The following is a 21,565-nucleotide window of genomic DNA, read 5'->3' as shown; positions in this document are numbered from 1 at the left end:
GTCAGCCGACGTCGTCGGGTCCTTCCATCTCGGTCTGACCCGGCTCCGGTGGGTCGTTCGGATCTCCGCCGCCGTGGTTCGGATTGGTGCAGATGGTGCCCTCGCACGGGACCAGGCTGCCGTCACCGTTGGGGCTCTCCATGAAGCCGCCGTTCTCGGCGGGGTCGTCCCCGGCGCCGTGGTTCGGGTTGGTACAGATGGTGCCTTCACACGGCACCATCGACCCGTCGCCGTTGGGGTTGGGCATCATCGGGACCGTGGTCGTGCTGACCTCGGGAGCCTGCGGAGCTCCAGGCGACTGCGGCGCGTCAGGCGCCTGCGGCGCGCCGGGGGAGGGTGCCACCGTGGTGGGCGCGGGTACTTCTTCGATGGTCTCCGAAACACAACCGCTCAACGCGAGGGCCGCACCGAACACCAGGGGAGTCAGGAGCTGAAGTTTGCGGGGCAACGTCATGTGCGCCGACCATAGTCGCCACGCGCCCGATTGTGAACCAGCAGCACGGGGTGGAATTGCGCGCGAGCGGAAAGAGCTTGTGGAGCCTAGGAGATTCGAACTCCTGACATCTGCCTTGCAAAGGCAGCGCTCTACCAACTGAGCTAAGGCCCCTTACCTGACATTCAGGCGGGTGGCTGGTCCTCGACGGAGTGCCAGACCTCGGTGCGTTGTCGTGACCGTAGCACCGCGGCCACTGCCGTGAGCGCGAGCGCGACGATCAGCAGCCGTTTCTTCATAGTGGGCCTAGGAGGACTCGAACCTCCGACCTCTTCGTTATCAGCGAAGCGCTCTAACCGCCTGAGCTATAGGCCCGTTACCGAGCGACGAGATTACCGTACGCCTGCCCCGCCGCCCAAACCGGCGATCTCGGCGCGACCGCCGAGGCTCAATCCCGGTCGGCCAGCGTCACCTCGACGCCACCGACGATGTCGGTCGACAGGTTGTAGACGAACGCTCCCAGCGTGGCCAGTGCTGTGAACACCACGATGTTGACCAGACCGATCAGCAGCGCACCACCGAAGATGCTGCCGGCCGACACCAGTTCGCCGCCGCCACCGCCGGTGCTGGTCAGCAGGTCGCCGACGTTGCTGTTGAGCTTGGTCCACACGCCCATCCCGCCGAGCACCAGATACAGGAACGCGACGGCGATCATCCAGACGAAGAACAGCGCCACCGACAGCAGCAGCGACACCTTCAGCGTGCTCCACGGATCGACGCGTCGGATCTGCATGCTGGCGCGCACCGGGCCGGTCTTCGGGCGGGGACCCACCTGCACGCGGGGGGATCCGCCGGAGCGCTGCGTGCCCGCGGCCTCCGGACGGTCGGCACCCGGCCGGCGTTGCGGCCGCGCCTGCGGGCCGGACAGGTCCGGCAGTTCGCTGGCGTACTCCTTGTCCTTGCCGCGGCCGACCTCCGGGCGCGCCGACTCCCGGCGCGGGGCGGGGGAGTCCGGCTCGGCGCCGGACTGCTCGACGGCTTGCTGGGTCGCCTGTTCGGCGGCCTTGAGCTGCGCCGGGGCCGCAGACCCGGTGATGTAGCGGCTGGTCCGACTCTCCGCAGGTTTACCGGCCGGCCGCGCATCGGCTGGGCCGGAGCCCCGAGCCTCGACGGGTTTGGCCGTCGTCGGCTCGCTGCGCGCCTCGCTCCGGGACTCGCTGCGCGCCTCGCTCCGGGGCTCGGCCGCATGCTGGCCCCGGGCCGTCCCGGGCGGTTGGGCTCGGGCGGCGCCGCGCTGCCAGGGCGGCACCTCACCGGACTCGGTGAGACGGCCGACCGCAGCCCGGCCGGTCCGCTCGGCCGCGCCGTTCCCGGGTCCGGCGCCGTTGCCGGGTTCAGGTCGGCTCGGCTCCTTGGGTGAGGTCACACCTACTCCGCTCGTCCGGTTCCGTTACGCGTCGGCTTCGGTGCCTGCCGCGTCGTCCTCGGACTCGTCAGGCTCCTCGGACGCTTCGGCGTTGCGCGCAATGGCTAACAGTGTGTCGCCGTCCCCGAGGTTCATCAAGCGAACCCCCTTGGTCTGCCGGCCGGCCTTGCGCACCTGACGCGCGGCCGTGCGGATCACGCCGCCCCCGGAGGTGATGGCGTACAGCTCACTGTCCTCGTCGACGATCAGCGCGCCGACCAGGCTGCCGCGCTTCTTGTCGTACTGGATGGTGAGGATGCCCTTGCCGCCGCGGCCCTGCACGGTGTACTCGTCGATCGCCGTGCGCTTGGCGTACCCGCCTGAGGTCGCCACCAGCAGGTAGGTGTCCTCGACGACGACGTTGAGCGACAGCAGTCGGTCATCCTCGTTGAACCGCATGCCCTGCACACCCGAGGTGGCCCGGCCCATCGGCCGCAGCGCCTCGTCGGTGGCCGAGAACCGGATCGACTGGCCGTTAGCGCTGACCAACAGCAGGTCGTCGTCGGCCGAGCACAGCACCGCGCCCACCAGTTCGTCGCCTTCGCGCAGGTTGATCGCCACGATGCCGCCGGACCGGTTGGAGTCGAAGTCGACCAACTTGGACTTCTTCACCAGACCGTTGCGGGTGGCCAACACCAGGTACGGCGCGTCCTCGTAGCTCTTGATCTGGATCACCTGGGCGATCCGTTCCTCGGGCTGGAACGCCAGCAGGTTGGCCACGTGCTGGCCCCGCGCGGTGCGGGTCATCTCCGGCAGGTCGTAGGCCTTGGCCCGATACACCCGGCCCTGCGTGGTGAAGAACAGGATCCAGTCATGCGTCGAGCAGACGAAGAAGTGCGCGACGATATCGTCCTGTTTGAGGCCGGCGCCTTGCACGCCCTTGCCGCCGCGCTTCTGGCTGCGGTACAGGTCGGTCTTGGTGCGCTTGGCATAGCCGGTCTCGGTGATGGTGACGACGACGTCCTCGCGCTGGATCAGGTCCTCGTCGGTGACGTCGCCGTCGGCCGCGATGATCCGGGTGCGACGGGCGTCGCCGTGCTTGTCGACGATCTCGGCGAGCTCGTCGCGCACGATCCCGCGCTGGCGTTCCGGCTTGGCCAGGATGTCCTCGAGATCGGCGATCTCGGCTTCGATCTTGGCCAGGTCATCGACGATCTTCTGGCGTTCCAGGGCAGCCAACCGGCGCAGCTGCATGTCCAAGATGGCCTGGGCCTGGATCTCGTCGACGTCGAGCAGCTCCATCAACCCGGTGCGCGCCACGTCGGCGTTGGCCGACGCCCGGATCAACGCGATCACCTCGTCGAGCGCGTCGAGCGCCTTGACCAGGCCGCGCAAGATGTGCGCGCGCTCGTTGGCCTTACGCAACCGGTAGGTGGTGCGCCGGATGATGACATCGATCTGGTGCTCGACGTAGAGCCGGATCATCTGGTCCAGGCGCAGCGTGCGCGGCACCCCGTCGACGATCGAGAGCATGTTGGCGCCGAAGCTGGTCTGCAGCTGGGTGTGCTTGTAGAGGTTGTTCACCACCACCTTGGCCACCGCATCGCGTTTCAGCTCGATGACGATGCGCAGCCCCACCCGGTCGCTGGACTGGTCCTCGATGTTGGAGATGCCGGCCAGCTTGCCGTCGCGCACCTGCTCGGCGATCGAGGTGATGAAGTTGTCGTGGTTGACCTGATAGGGCAGCTCGGTGATGACCAGCGAAGCCCGGCCCTTGCTGTCCTCTTCGATCTCCACCACGCCGCGCATCCGGACCGAACCGCGGCCGGTCTTGTAGGCGTCCTGGATACCCTGGGTCCCGACAATCAGTCCGTGGGTGGGGAAGTCGGGCCCCTTGACCCGCTCCATCACCGCTTCCAGGGTGGCCTCTTCGTCGGCCTCGTAGTTCTCCAGACACCAGTACACGGCCTCGGCCAACTCGCCCAGGTTGTGCGGCGGGATGTTGGTCGCCATGCCGACCGCGATACCGCCCGAACCGTTGGCCAGCAGGTTCGGGAACCGGCTCGGCAGTACCGTCGGCTCCTGCACCCGGCCGTCGTAGTTCGGGCTGAAATCGACTGTCTCCTCGTCGATTTCGCGCAGCATCTCCATCGCCAACGGAGTCAGCCGCGCCTCGGTGTTGTGACTGACGAACCCGTTGGTGATGAATGAGTGGTCGTCGGTCTGCACCCGCAGGCTGTAGACGGGCTGCACGCCGGAGTCGGAGACCGATGCCACCCGCGCGTAGTAGAAGCGTCCGTCGGTCAGATCCGTTGCAACCGCACGTATTTCAGGATCAGCGATACGGCCGAGGATCTCAGAACCGTGGCTACGCCAACGAGCCAACCGGTCGATGTTGTGTTTCTGCAGCCACTCCTTGTCAACCCAGCGTCCGCCGGAGTGCTGGCGGACGAACGCGGCCAGACCCGGAACGAAATCGCCGTCGAGACCGGCTGCATGTTCCGGCAACGCTCCGAGGAGCGCCGTCAGCTTGTCTTGCTTGATGCCGCCGAACCCAATACGCGCCGCGAACATTTCCGCTTGTGCACGGCTGGTGAGCACCACCTTGTGCTCACCGGTCGCGTGACGGTATCGCCGGGACACCACGCCGAACTCCAGCAGCATCTGCTGGACATCCTTGGCCAGAACTTCACTACGGGTCGAGTAGGACACCTGAATCGTGTTGCGCGGCAGGGCCGAGCAGGATCCATCGCCTTCGAACAACGCTCCAAGGAACGCCCGCTTCACGACAGCTGGCGCCTGCCATAGCCATTCCGGCACGGTCTTTTGCACCGAACGCTGGCCAATCAACTCGGCCAGACACGACTTGCGCAGCGCCGTCAGATTGTGGATGTCCAACTCATGAAGAACTGAACCCGAAGCAACGGTGCGCGACGAGGTGTACCGCGCGCCGCCAACGACCGCGTCATAGGCCGCCAGCACCGTCGCGAAGAAGTCCCGGTCCAGATTGTTGAATCCGGCCCGATTCTCGGACACGAAGCCTGCGCTGATGAAGGCCCCGAGCAGGAGGGCTTCGAGCGTGGTCTGCCAGTCCGCGGGACCCAACTCGACGGGTGGAGTCCGCTGAATTGCGACTCGGTCGCCGGGCCCGATCTCCTCGATCAACTTCCACAACAAGGTTGGCACGCCGGCCACATCCACCAGGCAAAGCAGTGGGTGGTTGGCCGTCCCCGTGACCTCATAGCCCTCATCGGTCCGCACCGTGTAGGTCTGGTGCTCCCCGGAATGGAAGACGCGGTCGGCGAGGACGGGGTCGCCGTGGCGGTCCAGCACCTTGAGTTCCACGACGTTGTCGGTGTTGGGCCGGGCTCCCGGCGCCACATCGGCAATCCGAACCGATTCACCCAAGGGGAGCCGAACCAGCGCATCACCGGTCACGCAGTAGCGCATCGCGGCCGGCGGATCGTTGCCCGGCGAACCGAAGTTGCCCTGCCCGTCGACCAGCGGATAGCGCAGCGACCACGGCTGAGCCATCCGGACCAGGGTGTCGTAGATCGAGGAGTCGCCGTGCGGGTGGTAATTACCCATCGTTTCGGCAACCGAGCGGGCCGACTTGGCGTGGCTGCGGTCCGGCCGGAAACCCGAGTCGTACATCGCGTAGAGCACCCGGCGGTGCACCGGTTTGAGCCCGTCGCGGACCTCGGGCAACGCACGGCCCACGATCACGCTCATGGCGTAGTCGATGTAGCTGCGCTGCATTTCCTGCTGGATGTCGACCGGTTCGATCCGGTCGCCGGCCTCGTCGCCAGGCGGCAGCGTTGTGTCTGTCATTCGCTCCTCGTTTCGCAGCAGCGCGGTGATCTCCGGCGCCGCCGGCCGGGCGGCCTATGCCGGCCCCGCCAACCAGACCAGTCTAGTGGTTTGGCCTCGACGGATCCCGTTGCCCCAAGCCTGCCACCCGGGTGTGTCAGACTCGGCGACCCGGATTCGGGAAGGCGTCGGCCAAGGTGGCGGCCAGACCGAGGAAGGCATCCCGTGTGCGCTGGTCGAGTCGGCCGATGACCACCTCCGAACCCTCGGCCAGGTGCTCGTCGAACGGGATGAAGTGGACCGCGCGGGCGCGCTGCCGGAAGTAACCGAGCAAGCGGTCGATCTCTTTGCTGCGGGTCCCCGGCGCGGCCGCACTGACCACCACCGTCGCCGACGCCGCCAGTTGCGGATACCCGTGATAAACCAACCAGTCCAAGGTGGCCGCGGTGCTGCGCACGCTGTCGATCGCCGGCGAGGTCACCAACACCAACGCGTTGGCCTCACCGAGTACACCGCGCATCGCCGAGTGCACCAGGCCGGTCCCGCAGTCGGTCAAGATGATGTTGTAGTAACGGTGCAGCACCTCGATCAGCTGGCGGTAGTCCAGCGCCGAGAACGCCTCGGAGGCCGCCGGATCCCGCTCTGAGGCAAGGATTTCCAGGCGGCTCTCGGTCTGGGAGGTATGCACTTGCACGTCCGAGTACCGAATGATCGAGGTGTCGCGCAGCACGTCGCGCACGGTGGACCGGCTGCTGTCCGGGCCGCGCAACGCCAGCGTGCCGAAGTCCGGATTCGCGTCGACGGCGATCACCCGGTCCCCACGCACCGCCGCCAACGTGGCACCCAGCGCCACCGTCGTCGTGGTCTTGCCGACCCCGCCCTTGAGCGAGAGCACCGCGATGCGGTAGTCACCCACCACCGGTGCCGCGGCCCGCGCAGCGAGTTCGCGGCGCATCCGGTCCTTGCGGGAATCACCGAGATTGACCACACCGCCGGTGAGCCGATGCACCATCCGGCGCCAACCACTGCTGGGTCTGCGCCGCACCTGGGCGCGCGGCGGAAGGTGCTCGACGAGTTGGCCGGGTGGGTAACCGGCGGCCGGCACCGGACCCGGGGCAGCCATCGGGTAGGCGGTGGTCCGGGCGAACTCGGGGTAGGCCACACCGGCCGGCCAGCCCGGATCCGGGGCGGTTGAGGCGGATGTGGCCGGAGAGGTCGCTGGTGCCGGGGTGTCCTCGACCTCTACGCGCGGGATCAGCTGGGTGCGTTCCTCGTCGCGCTCGGCGGCGGGGCTCGGGGTCACCGCAGCGGCGACGACGGTGGCGTCGTCGGGTTCGGTTGGTTCGGCCACCTCGGCGCTCACCTGACCGGGCCCGCGGGGAGATCGGCGGCCCGCCGCGAGCCGAACTGCTCGGAGACCGCGGCGGCCAACTCCAGGTACGCCCGAGAGGTCGCGGGCTTGAGCAACTCGGACTCGAACTGACCACCCTCGGCCAGGTGCGGGTCGAACGGGATCAGATGCGTCGAGCGGCAGCGAGCCGCGAAATGCTCGCGAACCTTTTCCATCTGCAGACCCGAGGCTCCCGGTCGGGATGCGCTGATCACCAGGTGTGATTCCCGCGACAACGACGAATAGCCATGCAGGGTAAGCCATTTCAAAGTGGCAGCGGCGCTCTTCATGGAATCCAGGGACGGCGCGGAAACCACCACGACGGCGTCGGCCAGGCTCAGCACCCCCGCGGTCGCCGAATGCATGATGCCGGTGCCGCAGTCGCTGAGGATGACGCTGTAGTAGTTCTGCAGCACCTCGACTGCGTGCCGGTAATCGGACTCGCCGAACGCCTCGGCAACCGCCGGGTCGGGGTCACTGCCCAGCACCTCGAGCCGGCTCGATGACATCCGGGTGTAGGCGCGCACGTCGGAGTAGCGCTGGATCAGCGGGTCGGCGAGCAGCCCACCGACGGTCGCGGTTGACGGATCCTGCACGCGTTGGGCCAGCGTGCCGCGATCGGGATTGGCGTCCACCGCCACGATGCGGTCGGAGCGGATCCGGGCGAAGGCCGACCCGAGGCCGAGCGTGGTGGTGGTCTTGCCGACCCCGCCCTTGATCGAAAGCACCGCCACCCGGAAGTCGCCCTCGATCGGGCGGGCGATGCGGGCGAACAGATCCGCGCGTTCGCGGTCCCGCGCCGACTGACCGGGGGTGAACCGGCCGCCGGTCAGGGTGTGCACGGTCCGGCGCCAGCCCCGCCGCGGCGCGGCGCCCACGCGGTTGAACAACACGGCGTCGTCCAGCGGCGGCGGCACCCGGTAGACCGCGGCGCTGTGCGTGCTGCCGGCTCGCGCCGGTGCGGCGTGCCGACCGGGCCGTACCGATTCGTCGAGAAACGGCGCCGGCGGAGGCCAGCCGGCACCGAACAGTTCCGGGCCGGAGACAGGTTCGGGTCTGCCGTCAGGGGAGTGGAGGTCGCCAACCGGAACCCGGTAGAACTGCTCGGTCGGCGCCCCTGCGTCCTCGGCCACCCTCCCCACTGGTCCTTCCGCTTGGCACTCGAGTTGCGGTCAGCATCGTATAGAAATGCCGCCGAAATTTCCCTGCCGTACCGGCCCCACCTGGGCCTTTCCCCGGTTCGCGATCAGCGTCACTTCACACTGGTCGCTCACGTCTCGCCCGCCCCAACGGGCGCCGATCACACGTCCAAGAAGCGTACGTCCTTGGCGTTGCGGGTGATGAAGCTGCGTCGGGCTTCCACGTCCTCACCCATCAGCACCGAGAACAGCTCGTCGGCCGCCGCGGCGTCATCGAGGGTGACCATGCGCAGCACCCGCACCGACGGGTCCATGGTGGTCTCCCACAGCTCCTTGGCGTCCATCTCGCCCAGACCCTTGTAGCGCTGGATGCCGTCGTCGACGTTGATCTTCTTGCCGGCCTTCTTGCCGGCCTCGAGCAGCGCGTCCCGCTCCCGGTCCGAGTAGGCGAACTCCGGTTCAGAGCGCTGCCATTTCAGCTTGTACAGCGGCGGCTGTGCCAGGTAGACGTGGTTGTTCTCGATCAGCGGGCGCATGAACCGGAACAGCAGGGTCAACAGCAGCGTCGAGATGTGCTGGCCGTCGACGTCGGCGTCGGCCATCAGCACGATCTTGTGGTAGCGCAGCTTGGCGATGTCGAACTCGTCGTGAATACCGGTGCCCAGCGCGGTGATGATCGCCTGGACTTCGGTGTTCTTCAGCACCCGGTCGATCCGGGCTTTCTCGACGTTGATGATCTTGCCGCGCAGCGGCAGGATGGCCTGGAACATCGAGTCCCGGCCGCTCTTGGCCGAACCGCCGGCCGAATCGCCCTCCACCACATACAGTTCCGACTTGCTCGGGTCGGTGGAGCGGCAGTCCGCCAACTTGCCGGGTAGGCCGCCGATGTCGGTTGCGCTCTTGCGCCGCACCAACTCTCGCGCTTTCCGCGCTGCGACACGTGCCTGCGCTGACGAAACGGCCTTGTTGACAATGGTTTTGGCTTCAGCCGGGTTGGATTCGAACCAGTGGTTCAGTTGTTCATTGCAGACCTTCTGCACAAACGACTTGACCTCGGTGTTGCCCAGCTTGGTCTTGGTCTGACCCTCGAACTGCGGCTCGGCGACCTTTACCGAGATGACCGCGGCCAGACCCTCGCGGATGTCATCCCCGGTGAGGTTGGGGTCCTTGTCCTTGAGCAGCTTCTTGTCTTTGGCGTACCGGTTGACCACCGAGGTCAGCGCGGCCCGGAAGCCCTCTTCGTGGGTGCCGCCCTCATGGGTGTTGATCGTGTTGGCGAAGGTGTGCACCGATTCGGAGTAACCGGCGTTCCACTGCATCGCGATCTCGACCTCGTGGCCGGTGCCCTTGCCTTCGAAGTCCAGGATGCTCTGGTGGATGGGGGTCTTGGTCCGGTTGATGTGCTTGACGTAGTCGACCAGACCGCCCGCGTAGTGGAAGGTGCGGTGCTTGACCTTGTGCGGGGCCGCGGCTTCGGCGGCCTTCTCCTCGGCGCTCTTGGGCGCCTCGGCGTGGTCGCTGACCACCTCGTCGGTGACTTCTTCAGGGGCGACCCGCTGATCGTTCAAGACGATGGTCAAGCCCTTGTTCAGGAAGGCCATCTCCTGCAGCCGGCGGGCCACGGTCTCGAAGTCGTACGTGGTGGTTTCGAAGACGTCCGGGTCCGCCCAGAACCGCACCGTGGTGCCGGTCTTCTTGGTGGCCTCGCCCTGTTTGAGGGTGCCGGGCACCGAACGGTCGTAGTACTGGAACCATTCGTGGCCGTCCCGGCAGATCTCCACCTCGAGCCGGCTGGACAGCGCGTTGACCACCGAGACACCCACGCCGTGCAGACCGCCGGAGACCGCGTAGGCGTCGGATTCGAACTTGCCGCCGGCGTGCAGCACAGTCATGACGACGTCGACGGTGGGAATGCCCGAGGAGTGCATCCCGACCGGGATGCCTCGGCCGTTGTCGCTGACCTGGACGCCGCCGTCCTCGAGCAGGGTGACCTCGACCCGGTCGGCGTATCCGGCCATCGCCTCATCGACCGAGTTGTCGACAACTTCCCAGATCAGATGGTGCAGGCCGCGCTCGCCGGTGGAGCCGATGTACATACCGGGCCGTTTGCGGACCGCCTCGAGTCCCTCGAGGATGGTGATCGAGTCGGCACCATAGGCGGGTTGTGCCGGTTTCTTCTGGGCAGCCACGGTCGGACGGTTCTCCTCGGCGTTGGGTGCAGCACGGTTGGTGCTTGCGGCTCGAGCACCGCAGCAATCTCGTTGTGCAGTCTACCGCCACCCACCGTCAGGACCCACTCTGTGGCGACGTTTCCCGGTACCCAATTGCGTCGGACGCGGAATTTCTCAGCTTCAGCCACCGGAAAACGCTTGTCTGCGCCGCACGTGTGCTTCTGGCGCCTCTCAGCCGTATGTATCGCGTGGGCCGCGACCGGATACGTGCAAAGGTCCCTTACGCCACGACGGCGCCGTCGGTCCGGTGATCTTCAAGCTGGTCACCATGCCATCGCCGACCGCCGCGGCGATCTTGGCCAGCAGCTGTGCTTGCACCATCCGCAGCTGGGTGGCCCAGGCCGTCGATTCGGCGGTGACGCTCAGCACGCCTTCGCGCAATGCGGTTGGGTAGGCGTGCTCGGCGATCTGCTCGCCGACCACGGTGGCCCACTGACCGAAGATCGCTCCCTCGGAGACCTTGCGGTTCCAGCCGCGGGTCTTGGCCAGCTCATTGGTGGCGGCGCCCAGCAACTGGGGGTCCCGGCGATCCGGACCGGGCCCGGACCAACTGCGGCGGCGGCGCGATCCGGTGAACCGTTTCGGCGGCGGCGAGGTTCGACCACGCCCGACGTCCTTGCCTTGCTCGCGTGCTGCGCCGCGTGCTTCCTCGAGCGCGCGCCGCACCAGATCCATGCCTGCGATACCGGCGAGATGGCTTGGCGGGGTTGGAATGTCATCATCGCGCCGGCCCTGGTCAACAGGCTGTTCATCGGGGTCGTGGTTCATCGCAGCACCGATATCCGGCCGTGTTCACCGTCTTGCATGTCGACCTCGATCCGCCGGGCGTCCCAACCGTCCGGAATGTCCGCGCCGACCGCGGCGGTCACCAGCACCTGCTCGGCGTCGGCGGCCACATTCGCCAACGCCTGTCGACGAGCATTGTCCAACTCGGCGAACACGTCGTCGAGCAGCAGTACCGGTTCGGCGCCTTCGGCCGTGAGCAACTGGTAGGCAGCCAACCGCAGCGCCAGCGCGAACGACCACGACTCGCCGTGGCTGGCATAGCCTTTCGCTGGCTGGTCACCCAGAACCAGTTCCAGGTCGTCGCGGTGCGGTCCGATCAGACAGAGACCGCGTTCCAGTTCGGCGCTGCGTTTGTGCTGCAACGCGGTGTACATCGCTTCGCGCAGCGCCGATACGCCGTCGGCCTGACTTGCGGCCTGCTCGGCGTCCGGCACACTGCTGCGGTACCGCACCGCGGCCGGCCGCGACGCCGGCGCCAGCAGTTGGTAGGCCTTCTCGACTTCCGGTGCCAACGCACCGACCAACTCGAGCCGCGCTGCGATCAGTTCGGCACCGTGGGTGGCCAGGTGGCCGTCCCAGGCATCCAGGGTGTCGACCAGCGCCGGATCCGAACGGCCCGCCGACCTGCGCAACCCGGACGCCGACTTCAGCAGTGCGGTGCGCTGTTTGAGCACCTTGTCGTAGTCTGCACGCACCGCAGCCAGCCGCGGCCGACGTACCGTGGCCAGTTCGTCGAGGTAACGCCGCCGTTCCCCCGGGTCGCCGCGCACCAGCGCCAAATCCTCCGGCGCGAACAACACCGCACGCAGCACACCGAGCACTTCGCGGGTGGTCCGCACCGGGCTACGGTTCAATCGGGCCTTGTTGGCCCGGCCCGCGGCGAGCTCCAAATCGACTGCCATCTCCCGACCTTCGTTGACCACGATGCTCGAGATCACCGCGCGCTGCGCACCGGCCCGGATCAACGGCGCGTCCACCGCCACCCGATGCGAACTCAGGGTCGCCGAATACCACAGCGCCTCCAGCAAATTGGTCTTGCCGTAACCGTTCGGGGCGACGAACACGGTGCGCCCCGGGGCCAAGTCGATGTCAACGGACTCCCAGGATCGAAAGTCCCGGAGGTTCAACTGCCGAACGTACATTTGTCGGCTACCCGGACAGGCCGATCCGCTTGACAGCGTGCCCGCCGAACTGGTTACGGAGCGCGGCCACTGCCTTCATCGTTGGCGAATCCTCTTGGCGGGAACCGAATCTGGCGAACAATGAAGCCGCGATCACCGGCATCGGAACCCGGTGCCGGATGGCCTCTTCCACCGTCCATCGGCCTTCACCGGAATCCTCGGTGTAGCCCGAGATCTCGGCGAGTCCCGGATCTTCGGCCAGCGCCTTGGCCAACAGTTGCTGCAGCCAGGAGCGCACCACGGTGCCGTTGGTCCAGGCCTGGATCACCGCCTGCGGATCGGCGATCAGATCCTCGGCCGCCAACAGCTCATAGCCTTCGGCGTACGCGTTCATCAGTCCGTACTCGATACCGTTGTGCACCATTTTCGCGTAGTGCCCGGCGCCCACCGGCCCGGCATGCACGAAGCCGTCGGCCTCCGGGCCGGCCGGCCGCAGCGCGTCGAAGATCGGTTTGGCCCGTGCCACATCCTCGTCGCTGCCGCCGACCATCAGACCGTAGCCTTCGTCCAAACCCCAGACGCCGCCCGATACACCGGCATCGATGAAATGGATTCCCTTGTCCGCCAGGAGTTCTTGATGTTTGTGGTCTTCGGTGTAGCGCGAATTGCCGCCATCGATCACCAGGTCTTCGGCTTCCAGGACCTCCGCCAGCGAGGTGATGGTCTCGGTGGTGGCCGGCCCGGAGGGCACCATCACCCACACCACCCGCGGCGCGGCCAGCGCCGATGCCAACTCGGCGATGGTCGGCACGTCAGTGACATTGGGTCGAGGATCGTAGCCAATCACCTGATGGCCTCCGCTGCGCAACCGCTCGCGCATGTTGAAGCCCATCTTGCCCAGGCCGATCAGACCCAATTGCATGGTGTTCTCCAGCGTTCGATCAACCCGGCAGCCGCACCGGCATCAACAGGTAGACGTAGTCGGTCTGACCGGCCGGGAACGGTCCCGACCCCGAGGCCACGACGTCGTCGGCGCCGGCCGGACGCAACACGGCGGGCTTGTTCGGCGTGGTGAATCCGAACGCCACCTTCTCCGAATGCAGCGACCCCAACCCGTCGGTCAGGTAGGTGGGGTTGAACGCAATGGTCAACGGCTCACCGGCGAACTCGACCGGCAGGTCTTCCTCGGCGCGGCCGACGTCGTCGGCGCCGGCGGACAACCGCACCACCGAATCGGAGAATTCCATCCGCACCTGCGCGCCCCGATCGGCCACCAACGCCACACGCTTGATGGCCTCGGTCAACTCGGCCACACCGATGGTGGCCACCGCGGTGTGTTCGGCGGGCAGCAACTGGCGGAACTTCGGGAACTCGGCATCCAGCAGCCGGGTGGTGCTGCGCTTGCCGTTACTGCGAATGCCCAGCAGGCCGTCCTTGCCGACGGCTGGACCGGCACCGAGCGCCAAGTGCACATCGGCGCCGGATGCGCCGGTCTTGGCGGCCTCCGCCAAGGTCTTGGCCGGGACCAACACCGCGGCCTCGGTGTCGGCCGAACTGGTCGACCAGGTCAACTCGCGGACCGCGAGCCGGAACCGGTCGGTGGCGGCGAGCACCACGCTCTCCCCGGAGATCTCCACCCGGATGCCGGTCAGCATCGGCAGCGTGTCGTCCCGGCCGGCCGCGACGGCCACCTGACCGATGGCTTCGCCGAACAGATCCGCCGAAATCACACCGGTCTCGTCGGGCAGCGTCGGCAACGCCGGATAGTCCTCGACCGCCATGGTGGGCAGCGAGAACCGGGCACTTCCGCAGGTCAACGACACCCGGGTGCCCTCGACGGTGACGTCGACAGGTTTGGCCGGCAACGCCCGGGTGATGTCCGAGAGCAGCCGACCGGACACCAAAACACTTCCGGGCGAAGCGATTTCGGCTGCCACCTGAACTTCGGCGGACACCTCGTAGTCGAACCCGGAGATGGTCAGGCCCTCGTCGGTGCCGGTCAACAGCACCCCGGCCAGCACCGGCACGGTGGGACGGCTGGGCAGGTTGCGGGCCACCCAAGCCACCGCATCTGCGAAGTCCTCCCGGACCAGGCGAACCTTCAGATCGGTGCCAACAGTCGTTGCCACGGCCATAGCGTCCCTTCGTTGCCTCGCGCACCCTGAACAAAGCTCGACGTACGGGAATCAGCCGACCATCGACAGACGACAGTTGCTGTCCGTCCCCCGACCGTATCCGCACTCGAAGCACCACCGTAAGGGTTTCGCTCCGAACTTGAAAGCCGATCGAAGAGGGGTCCTCGGTGCGTTGCTGTCCGGTTTCGGACGGCGTTGCACCGGCTGTCCCCACGAGCCTTCTTCTGAGAAGAATTCTAGGTAGATATCGGAGTATCAGTATTAGGGGCTGTGCAAGCTGGGGATGACGGCGGGTCTGCCCAGATGGGACGGTGCGGCGGGCTGTGCATGTTCGGTGGATGGTTGAGTGCGCGGCTGTGTACGGATGTGGACAGGTCGGTCCCGGTGGAATTCGGCGGTCGCCATCCCCGGGGATGTGCGCATGTTGTGCACACCGTATGCACACCCGCCGGCTGTGACGTTTGAGACGGTTGGGTCCAAAGATTTTTTCGGATTCGCCTCGCTGAAGGCCGGCTGAGATTCGGATTCCGGCTGGCGGCGTGGCAAGAATGCGGCGTCCGCATCAGCGGTCGGGGATGACAAGGTGGGGCGCCGGCGACGGATCGGGTGCAGAACGGCGCGGCCCGGGCCGATCGGGCGCGGACTGGGGGAGTGCGCCGCTATCGGCGCGACGGTGCTGAGCTCAGCGTCCCTTGGAGCGCTGCCGAATCCGGGTGGTGAGTTCCTTGACGTGGTCGAAAACCTCACGGCGGTGGGCCATCTCACCGCGAATCTTCTTCTCCGCGTACATGACCGTGGTGTGGTCGCGGCCGAACGCCTGGCCGATCTTGGGCAGCGACAAGTCGGTGAGTTCGCGGCACAGGTACATCGCGATCTGACGGGACTGCGCCAGCGCGCGGGTCTTACCGGGACCGCGCAGTTCCTCGATGGTGGTGTCGAAGTACTCAGCGGTGGCGGCCATGATGGTCGCCGAGCTGATCTGCATGGTGCTGGCGTCGGCGATCAGATCTCGCAGCACGATCTCGGCGAGCGCCTTGTCGATCTGGGCTTTGTTCAACGACGCGAACGCGGTCACTCGGATCAGCGCGCCCTCGAGTTCCCGGATGTTGCGTTCGATGCTGCTGGCGATCAGCTCCAGCACGTCATCGGGTACATCGAGACGTTCCATCTGCGCTTTCTTGCGCAGAATCGCGATCCGGGTCTCCAGCTCGGGGGGCTGTACGTCGGTGATCAGACCCCACTCGAACCGGGTGCGCAGTCGGTCCTCCAAGGTGGCCAGCTGTTTGGGCGGCCGATCGGAGCTGATCACGATCTGCTTGTTCGCGTTGTGCAGCGTGTTGAAGGTGTGGAAGAACTCCTCCTGGATGCCTTCCTTGCCCTCGATGAACTGGATGTCGTCGACCAACAGCACGTCGATGTCGCGGTAGCTGCGTTTGAACGCCACCTTGCGGTCATCGCGCAGCGAGTTGATGAAGTCGTTGGTGAATTCCTCGGTCGAGACGTACTTGACCCGCATCCCGGGGAACAGCCGCTGTGCGTAGTTGCCGGCGGCGTGCAGCAGATGCGTCTTGCCCAGACCAGATTCACCCCAGATGAACAGCGGGTTGTAGGCCCGGGCCGGGGCTTCGGCGATGGCCAGCGCGGCGGCGTGCGCGAATCGGTTGGAGGCACCGATCACGAAGGTCTCGAAGGTGTAGCGCCGGTTCAGGCTGGTGCCTTCGGTCGGGGTGTTCGAGCTGCTCCGGCCCCGCTCGGTGAAATACGTCGGCCAGCTTTCGTGCGCACTGGCCAACGCTTCCTCGTCGTCGTCGACCTCGTCTTCGGCGTCCTCGGCGACGGGATCGGTGGTCGCCTGGATCGGGTCGGCCGGCTCGTCGGGCTCCTCGGCTGGCGGGGCGATCCGGACCCCGAGCTCGATGCGCTGCCCGAGCCGCCGGCTCAGGGCGTCGGTGATCTGGATGCGCAGGTGCCGTTCGATTTCGTTCTGCACGAAACTGCTCGGCACCGACAGCAACGCGAAACCCTCGACGATGGTCAACGGCTCGACCAATTTGAGCCAGGCACGTTGCTGCGGCGTCAACGGCCGGGTGGGTCCGTCGTCGTTGGCGCCGATAGACGGGGTGTCGCCGTTGAGTTCGGCAACGACTTGGTTCCAAACGGTGGCAAACGCGGAACCAGGATCATCGGTCAACGACGGATCCCCCTGCTTCGGACTCGGACTACGAACTATACGGCGGCGACAATTTGTCCACATGGTTATCCACAGATGTGGAAAGGGACGACTGTCCTAGCTGGCAGCCTACCGGTGTGGGCGAGTGCGCCCGATCCTGATGTTGTCTCGTCGTTCGGATTGGCTCTGCAGTCCGCTTACTGGTCTCTGGATGCATCCGGGGATGGCACTGCGCAGAAAGCTAACAGTTTTGCCTCGGTCTGCCAACCGTTCTGCAACATTGACGTAAAGGTTCCGTTTCCACGGCCCTCCTGCGCGAAGTTCGTCCGGTCAGGGCGCTGGTGGCGAACGGTATCGAAGTTTGACCCAGCGAACCGGGGTCAGTACCCTCGAACAGTCGCCCGCACGTGGCGATACGGCTGCGCCCAGGGTCGAAGGACCCGGTGGAAGCGCCGGTTACGAGCAAGACGCAGAGCTTATCAACGGCGACCGCGTCTGCCCGGGCATCTGAAGTGGATGCGCGTGGCGGATTCGGGGACCAACGTATTGAGGAGATACAGCCGTGGCCAAGGGCAAGCGGACATTCCAGCCGAACAATCGGCGCCGTGCACGTGTGCATGGGTTCCGCCTGCGGATGCGTACGCGCGCCGGTCGCGCGATCGTGTCCAGCCGGCGTCAAAAGGGCCGTCGCGCGCTGACTGCCTGATCGGGTAGGCAGCCCGCTGCGGTGCTTCCGGCGCAATACCGGATGACCCGGTCATCCGACTTCGGAGTCACGGTCAAGCAGGGGGTCCGGGCCACTGAGCCCGACCTCGTGGTGCATGTCCGTCGTGCCGAGGGCGCCACATCCGGTCCGCGGGTCGGGTTGGTGGTGGCCAAGTCCGTCGGCAACGCCGTGCAACGGCACCGAGTCTCTCGTCGCCTGCGCCACGTCGCGGCCAAATTGCTCCCCGACATCGACACCGCGGCCCAGATCGTGATCCGGGCACTGCCGAACAGTCAGCGAGCCAGCTCGGCCCGGCTGGAACGGCAGTTGCGCTCGGGATTGCAACGCACCCGGGTGCTGTCGGACCCCGACACGGTGGACGACGACTGATGGCCGTGGGTGCAGGTGTGCGATCGCTGCCGGTGCGGGCCGTCATCGCCGTGGTCCAGGCCTACCGTCACATGATCTCGCCGCTGCGCTTGCCGACTTGTCGGTTCATGCCCACCTGTAGCCAGTACGCCGTCGACGCGCTGTCCGAATATGGTCTGGTGCGCGGCGGTTGGCTGACGACGGTCCGGTTGCTGAAATGCGGGCCGTGGCATCCAGGAGGATGGGACCCGATCCCCGAACCTCGGTGCGCAGCGCACCACCAGTTGTCCGACCCGAACGCTGACACGGCGTAGAAACGAGTCACATGTTTAATTGGTTCAGCCTGGACATCATCTACTACCCGGTCTCCGCGATCATGTGGGTCTGGTACAAGCTGTTCGCCCTGGTCCCGTTCCTGGGGCCCAGCAGCTTCATCACGTGGGGCCTGTCGGTGATGTTCCTGGTGTTCACGCTGCGGGCGATCCTCTACAAGCCGTTCGTCAAGCAGATCCGCACCACGCGTCAGATGCAGGAGCTGCAGCCGCAGATCAAAGCGCTGCAAAAGAAGTACGGCAAGGACCGTCAGCGGATGGCGCTGGAGATGCAGAAGCTGCAGCGCGAACACGGGTTCAACCCGATCCTGGGCTGCCTGCCGATGCTCGCGCAGGTGCCGGTGTTCCTGGGCCTGTTCCATGTGCTGCGGTCGTTCAACCGGACCCAGAGCGGCATCGGTCAGCTGGGCTTGTCGGTGGAGGAGAACGCCTCCCTGGGCAACTACGTCTTCAGCGCCGAAGACGTCCGGCACTTCCTGGACGCCAACCTGTTCGGTGCGCCACTGGGCGCGACCATGGTGCAGCAGCACGGCATCGATGCGTTCACGCACTTCGATCGGTTGGCGGTGGTTCTGGTCGGTCTGCCGGTGATGATCGCGGCCGGTATCGCGACCTACTTCAACAGCCGGGCCTCCATCTCCCGGCAGAGCCCCGAGGCTGCGGCCAACCCGCAGACCGCGATGATGAACAAGCTGGCGCTTTACGTCTTCCCGCTGGGCGTGGTGGTCGGTGGGCCGTTCCTGCCGCTCGCGATCATCCTGTACTGGTTCGCCAACAACATCTGGACCTTCGGTCAGCAGCACTACGTGTTCGGCATGATCGAGAAGGAAGAAGAGGCCAAGCGCCAGGAAGTCATCGAGCGCCGCTCGGCCAATGCCCCGGCGCCCGGCGCCAAGCCCAGCCGGCCGGCCAAGGGCGGTGCCCGCGCGGCCACCGCGGACAGCGCCACCGAGACCGATGCATCGGCGGGCACCGAGGATCCGACCGAAGCAGCTCCAGAAGCTGAGCAGCCGACCGCGACCACGACGGCGAAGAAGACCAACACCCAACCAAAGGCCAAAGCGGGCGGAGCAAGCCGCACGCCCAGGCCCGGAACCAAACCGAAGAAGAAGAAGCGCTGACGTCGTCGTCGCGCACCGCGAGGCCGCCAGGCCCCGCCGCACAGACCTGAAGTTTGTACAGAGAGGGATGCACCAAGATGACTGACATGACCGACGCCGACACCACCGAAGAGGTCGCCGACGACCAGGCCACGGTGGAGAAGACCAACGACCTCGAGGAGCGGCTGGTGGCCGAGGGCGAGATCGCCGGCGACTACCTCGAGGAACTGCTGGACCTGTTGGACTTCGACGGCGACATCGACCTGGATGTCGAAGGCAACCGCGCGGTGGTGAGCATCGACGGCGGGGACGACCTGGAGAAGCTGGTGGGCCGCAAGGGTGAGGCGCTCGACGCGCTGCAGGAGCTGACCCGGTTGGCCGTGCACCAGAAGACCGGTGAACGCAGCCGGCTGATGCTGGACGTGGCCGGCTGGCGGCGCCGCCGTCGGGAAGAGTTGGCAGCGCTGGGCGAGAAGGTGGCGCGCCGGGTGCTGGCCAGCGGGGAGCGCGAGCAGTTGGCTCCGATGACGCCGTTCGAGCGCAAGATCGTGCACGACGCCGTCGCGGCGATCGACGGTGTGCACAGCGAGAGCGAGGGCGTCGAGCCGTCGCGCCGCGTCGTCGTCCTGATCGACTGACGCAGTTAGTTACACCTATGTAGTTCTCGGGCCGTCGGACGGATAGCGGAGGATGTTTCACGTGAAACATGACGCGGAACATCCGCCGCCCGTCGCGGAGGCGGTATTCGGCGCCGGCTTGCGCACCGCTCAGAAGTACGCCACCTGCTTGGCGACCGCGGGCGTCGAGCGCGGCTTGTTGGGCCCCCGCGAGGCGGACCGGATATGGGACCGGCATCTGCTCAACAGCGCGGTGATCGCCGAGGTACTGTCCCCGGCCGAACGCATCGCCGACATCGGCAGCGGCGCGGGGCTGCCCGGGATCCCGCTGGCGATCGCCCGCCCGGATTTGTCCCTGGTGCTGATCGAACCACTCCTGCGCCGCAGTACGTTCTTGACCGAAGTGGTCGAGGACCTCGCGCTGGCGAATGTGACCGTAGTGCGGGGTCGCGCGGAGGATCGACACGTGCGCGCCGAGCACGCGGACTTCGATGCCGTGGTGTCGCGGGCGGTCGCGGCACTGGACAAGTTGGCGCGGTGGAGCTTCCCGTTGTTGCGTGCCGGCGGGCGGATGGTTGCGCTCAAGGGCGACCGCGCCGAGGCCGAACTGTCCGAATATCGGAAAGTGCTGACATCACTGGGTGCCGACGACGCAAAGGTGATGAGATGTGGCGAGAACGTTTTGGAGGTGCCGGCCACCGTGGTCGTCGCGCGACTGGGGGAGCGACGCCCGGGCGGCGGTCCGCGGTCGGCGCGCCCGAAGGGTCGGCCAGCAAGCAAGAACCAACCGGGACGGTCACGGAACCGGGAACAGCCGCGCGAGCCGCGGGGGAAGGCAACATGAGGAGACCATTCGGATCCGGCTCGCAGCAGCAGCCGCCCCGGCGCGGCGATGTTTCACGTGAAACCGTTTCACGTGAAACCTGGGAAGGGGCGCCGCAGGCGAACGAGTTCGACACCCCGATCGGGGCCGCCGCCGAACGCGCCATGAAGGTGCTGCACACCCACAACCGTCTGCCGCGACCCACGCATCGCCGGATCTTCACCATCGCCAACCAGAAGGGCGGGGTCGGCAAGACCACCACGGCGGTCAACCTGGCCGCCGCTCTCGCGGTGCAGGGACTCAAGACGCTGGTGATCGATCTCGACCCGCAGGGCAATGCCAGCACCGCGCTGGGCATCGACCGGCGGGTGTCGGGCAGCCCGTCGTCCTACGAGGTGCTGATCGGGGAGATGAAGTTGCGCGACGCGCTGCGCCAGAGCCCGCACCACGATCTGCTGTACTGCGTCCCGGCGACCATCGACCTGGCCGGCGCGGAGATCGAATTGGTCAGCATGGTGGCTCGGGAGAACCGACTGCGCAACGCACTGGCCGAACTCGACGGCTCGGACTTCGACTACGTCTTCATCGACTGCCCGCCCTCGCTGGGCCTGCTCACCATCAACGCGTTGGTGGCAGCCCCGGAGGTGCTGATCCCGATCCAGTGCGAGTACTACGCACTCGAGGGCGTCTCGCAGTTGATGAACAATATCCAGATGGTCAAGGCGCACCTGAATCCGCGACTCGACGTGACGACCGTGCTGCTGACCATGTACGACGGCCGCACCAAACTCGCCGACCAGGTGGCTGAAGAGGTGCGGCGCTACTTCGGCGACAAGGTGCTCAAGACGGTCATCCCGCGCAGCGTCAAGGTCTCCGAAGCACCCGGCTACAGCATGACCATCATCGATTACGACCCGGGATCGCGAGGAGCGATGAGCTACCTCGACGCCAGTCGGGAGATCGCAGAGCGCGGCGCGGCGCCGGCAGGGAGAGGATGA

At 66.6% G+C, this 21,565-nt stretch carries 16 protein-coding genes, 2 tRNA genes and 2 pseudogenes; 7 read left to right on the top strand and 13 right to left on the bottom strand.

The genetic code is table 11. From position 1 onward, the window contains the following. Nucleotide 1: 1 nt before the first annotated feature. The 13 genes and pseudogenes from AC5Y3P_RS09845 to dnaA all read right to left on the bottom strand — a co-directional run. Nucleotides 2–211, bottom strand: a pseudogene (locus tag AC5Y3P_RS09845) (hypothetical protein); the annotation flags it as partial. Between the two features lie 323 nt (nucleotides 212–534). Then, nucleotides 535–607, bottom strand: a tRNA-Ala gene (locus tag AC5Y3P_RS09840). Nucleotides 608–734: 127 nt separating this feature from the next. Further along, a tRNA-Ile gene (locus tag AC5Y3P_RS09835) sits at nucleotides 735–808 on the bottom strand. A gap of 73 nt (nucleotides 809–881) precedes the next feature. Next, on the bottom strand, nucleotides 882–1,859 hold the full coding sequence (locus tag AC5Y3P_RS09830) for a DUF3566 domain-containing protein (protein WP_500045704.1): 978 nt from the start codon (nucleotides 1,857–1,859) through the stop codon (nucleotides 882–884). Nucleotides 1,860–1,883: 24 nt separating this feature from the next. Further along, a complete protein-coding gene (gyrA, locus tag AC5Y3P_RS09825; RefSeq protein ID WP_500045703.1) occupies nucleotides 1,884–5,669 on the bottom strand; it encodes an intein-containing DNA gyrase subunit A in 3,786 nt (1,261 codons plus the stop codon). Nucleotides 5,670–5,805: 136 nt separating this feature from the next. Further along, on the bottom strand, nucleotides 5,806–6,999 hold the full coding sequence (locus AC5Y3P_RS09820; protein ID WP_500045702.1) for a MinD/ParA family ATP-binding protein: 1,194 nt from the start codon (nucleotides 6,997–6,999) through the stop codon (nucleotides 5,806–5,808). An 8-nt stretch (nucleotides 7,000–7,007) separates the two neighbouring features. Then, nucleotides 7,008–8,093, bottom strand: a pseudogene (locus AC5Y3P_RS09815) (MinD/ParA family ATP-binding protein); the annotation flags it as partial. 245 nt (nucleotides 8,094–8,338) lie between these two features. After that, nucleotides 8,339–10,366: a DNA topoisomerase (ATP-hydrolyzing) subunit B gene (gene gyrB / locus AC5Y3P_RS09810; RefSeq protein ID WP_500045701.1), complete on the bottom strand. Its 2,028-nt coding sequence runs from the start codon at nucleotides 10,364–10,366 to the stop codon at nucleotides 8,339–8,341. 213 nt (nucleotides 10,367–10,579) lie between these two features. Beyond that, entirely contained in the window at nucleotides 10,580–11,176 is a 597-nt protein-coding gene (locus AC5Y3P_RS09805) for a DUF721 family protein (protein WP_500045700.1), read from the bottom strand. After that, entirely contained in the window at nucleotides 11,173–12,336 is a 1,164-nt protein-coding gene (gene recF, locus AC5Y3P_RS09800; RefSeq protein ID WP_500045699.1) for a DNA replication/repair protein RecF, read from the bottom strand. The genes AC5Y3P_RS09805 and recF overlap by 4 nt, the downstream gene beginning before the upstream one ends. 7 nt (nucleotides 12,337–12,343) lie before the next feature. Then, nucleotides 12,344–13,237, bottom strand: a complete 894-nt coding sequence (gene gnd / locus AC5Y3P_RS09795; RefSeq protein ID WP_500045698.1) for a phosphogluconate dehydrogenase (NAD(+)-dependent, decarboxylating) — start codon at nucleotides 13,235–13,237, stop codon at nucleotides 12,344–12,346. A gap of 19 nt (nucleotides 13,238–13,256) precedes the next feature. Continuing rightward, nucleotides 13,257–14,450: a DNA polymerase III subunit beta gene (gene dnaN, locus AC5Y3P_RS09790; protein ID WP_500045697.1), complete on the bottom strand. Its 1,194-nt coding sequence runs from the start codon at nucleotides 14,448–14,450 to the stop codon at nucleotides 13,257–13,259. 682 nt (nucleotides 14,451–15,132) lie between these two features. Beyond that, entirely contained in the window at nucleotides 15,133–16,641 is a 1,509-nt protein-coding gene (dnaA, locus tag AC5Y3P_RS09785) for a chromosomal replication initiator protein DnaA (RefSeq protein WP_500045696.1), read from the bottom strand. A gap of 541 nt (nucleotides 16,642–17,182) precedes the next feature. Between dnaA and rpmH the strand changes: the two genes are divergently transcribed. From rpmH to AC5Y3P_RS09750, 7 genes are all read left to right on the top strand, one after another. Beyond that, nucleotides 17,183–17,326, top strand: a complete 144-nt coding sequence (gene rpmH / locus AC5Y3P_RS09780) for a 50S ribosomal protein L34 (protein WP_500045695.1) — start codon at nucleotides 17,183–17,185, stop codon at nucleotides 17,324–17,326. A gap of 21 nt (nucleotides 17,327–17,347) precedes the next feature. Beyond that, the gene (gene rnpA, locus AC5Y3P_RS09775) at nucleotides 17,348–17,716 is read left to right on the top strand and encodes a ribonuclease P protein component (protein WP_500045694.1); all 369 of its coding nucleotides are present in this window, start codon (nucleotides 17,348–17,350) and stop codon (nucleotides 17,714–17,716) included. Next, entirely contained in the window at nucleotides 17,716–18,009 is a 294-nt protein-coding gene (gene yidD / locus AC5Y3P_RS09770; RefSeq protein ID WP_500045693.1) for a membrane protein insertion efficiency factor YidD, read from the top strand. Before rnpA ends, yidD begins: the two co-directional genes overlap by 1 nt. An 11-nt stretch (nucleotides 18,010–18,020) precedes the next feature. Continuing rightward, nucleotides 18,021–19,148 carry a membrane protein insertase YidC gene (gene yidC / locus AC5Y3P_RS09765; protein WP_500045692.1) on the top strand — a complete coding sequence of 376 codons (1,128 nt, stop codon included), beginning with the start codon at nucleotides 18,021–18,023 and terminating at the stop codon, nucleotides 19,146–19,148. 86 nt (nucleotides 19,149–19,234) lie between these two features. Next, entirely contained in the window at nucleotides 19,235–19,765 is a 531-nt protein-coding gene (locus AC5Y3P_RS09760; protein ID WP_500045727.1) for a Jag family protein, read from the top strand. A 52-nt stretch (nucleotides 19,766–19,817) separates the two neighbouring features. After that, nucleotides 19,818–20,588: a 16S rRNA (guanine(527)-N(7))-methyltransferase RsmG gene (gene rsmG / locus AC5Y3P_RS09755; protein ID WP_500045691.1), complete on the top strand. Its 771-nt coding sequence runs from the start codon at nucleotides 19,818–19,820 to the stop codon at nucleotides 20,586–20,588. Further along, the gene (locus AC5Y3P_RS09750) at nucleotides 20,585–21,565 is read left to right on the top strand and encodes a ParA family protein (RefSeq protein WP_500045690.1); all 981 of its coding nucleotides are present in this window, start codon (nucleotides 20,585–20,587) and stop codon (nucleotides 21,563–21,565) included. Before rsmG ends, AC5Y3P_RS09750 begins: the two co-directional genes overlap by 4 nt.

The sequence above is a fragment of the Mycobacterium sp. NGS45 genome, from assembly GCF_059812645.1.
This window is presented reverse-complemented; position numbering and strand designations above follow the sequence as displayed.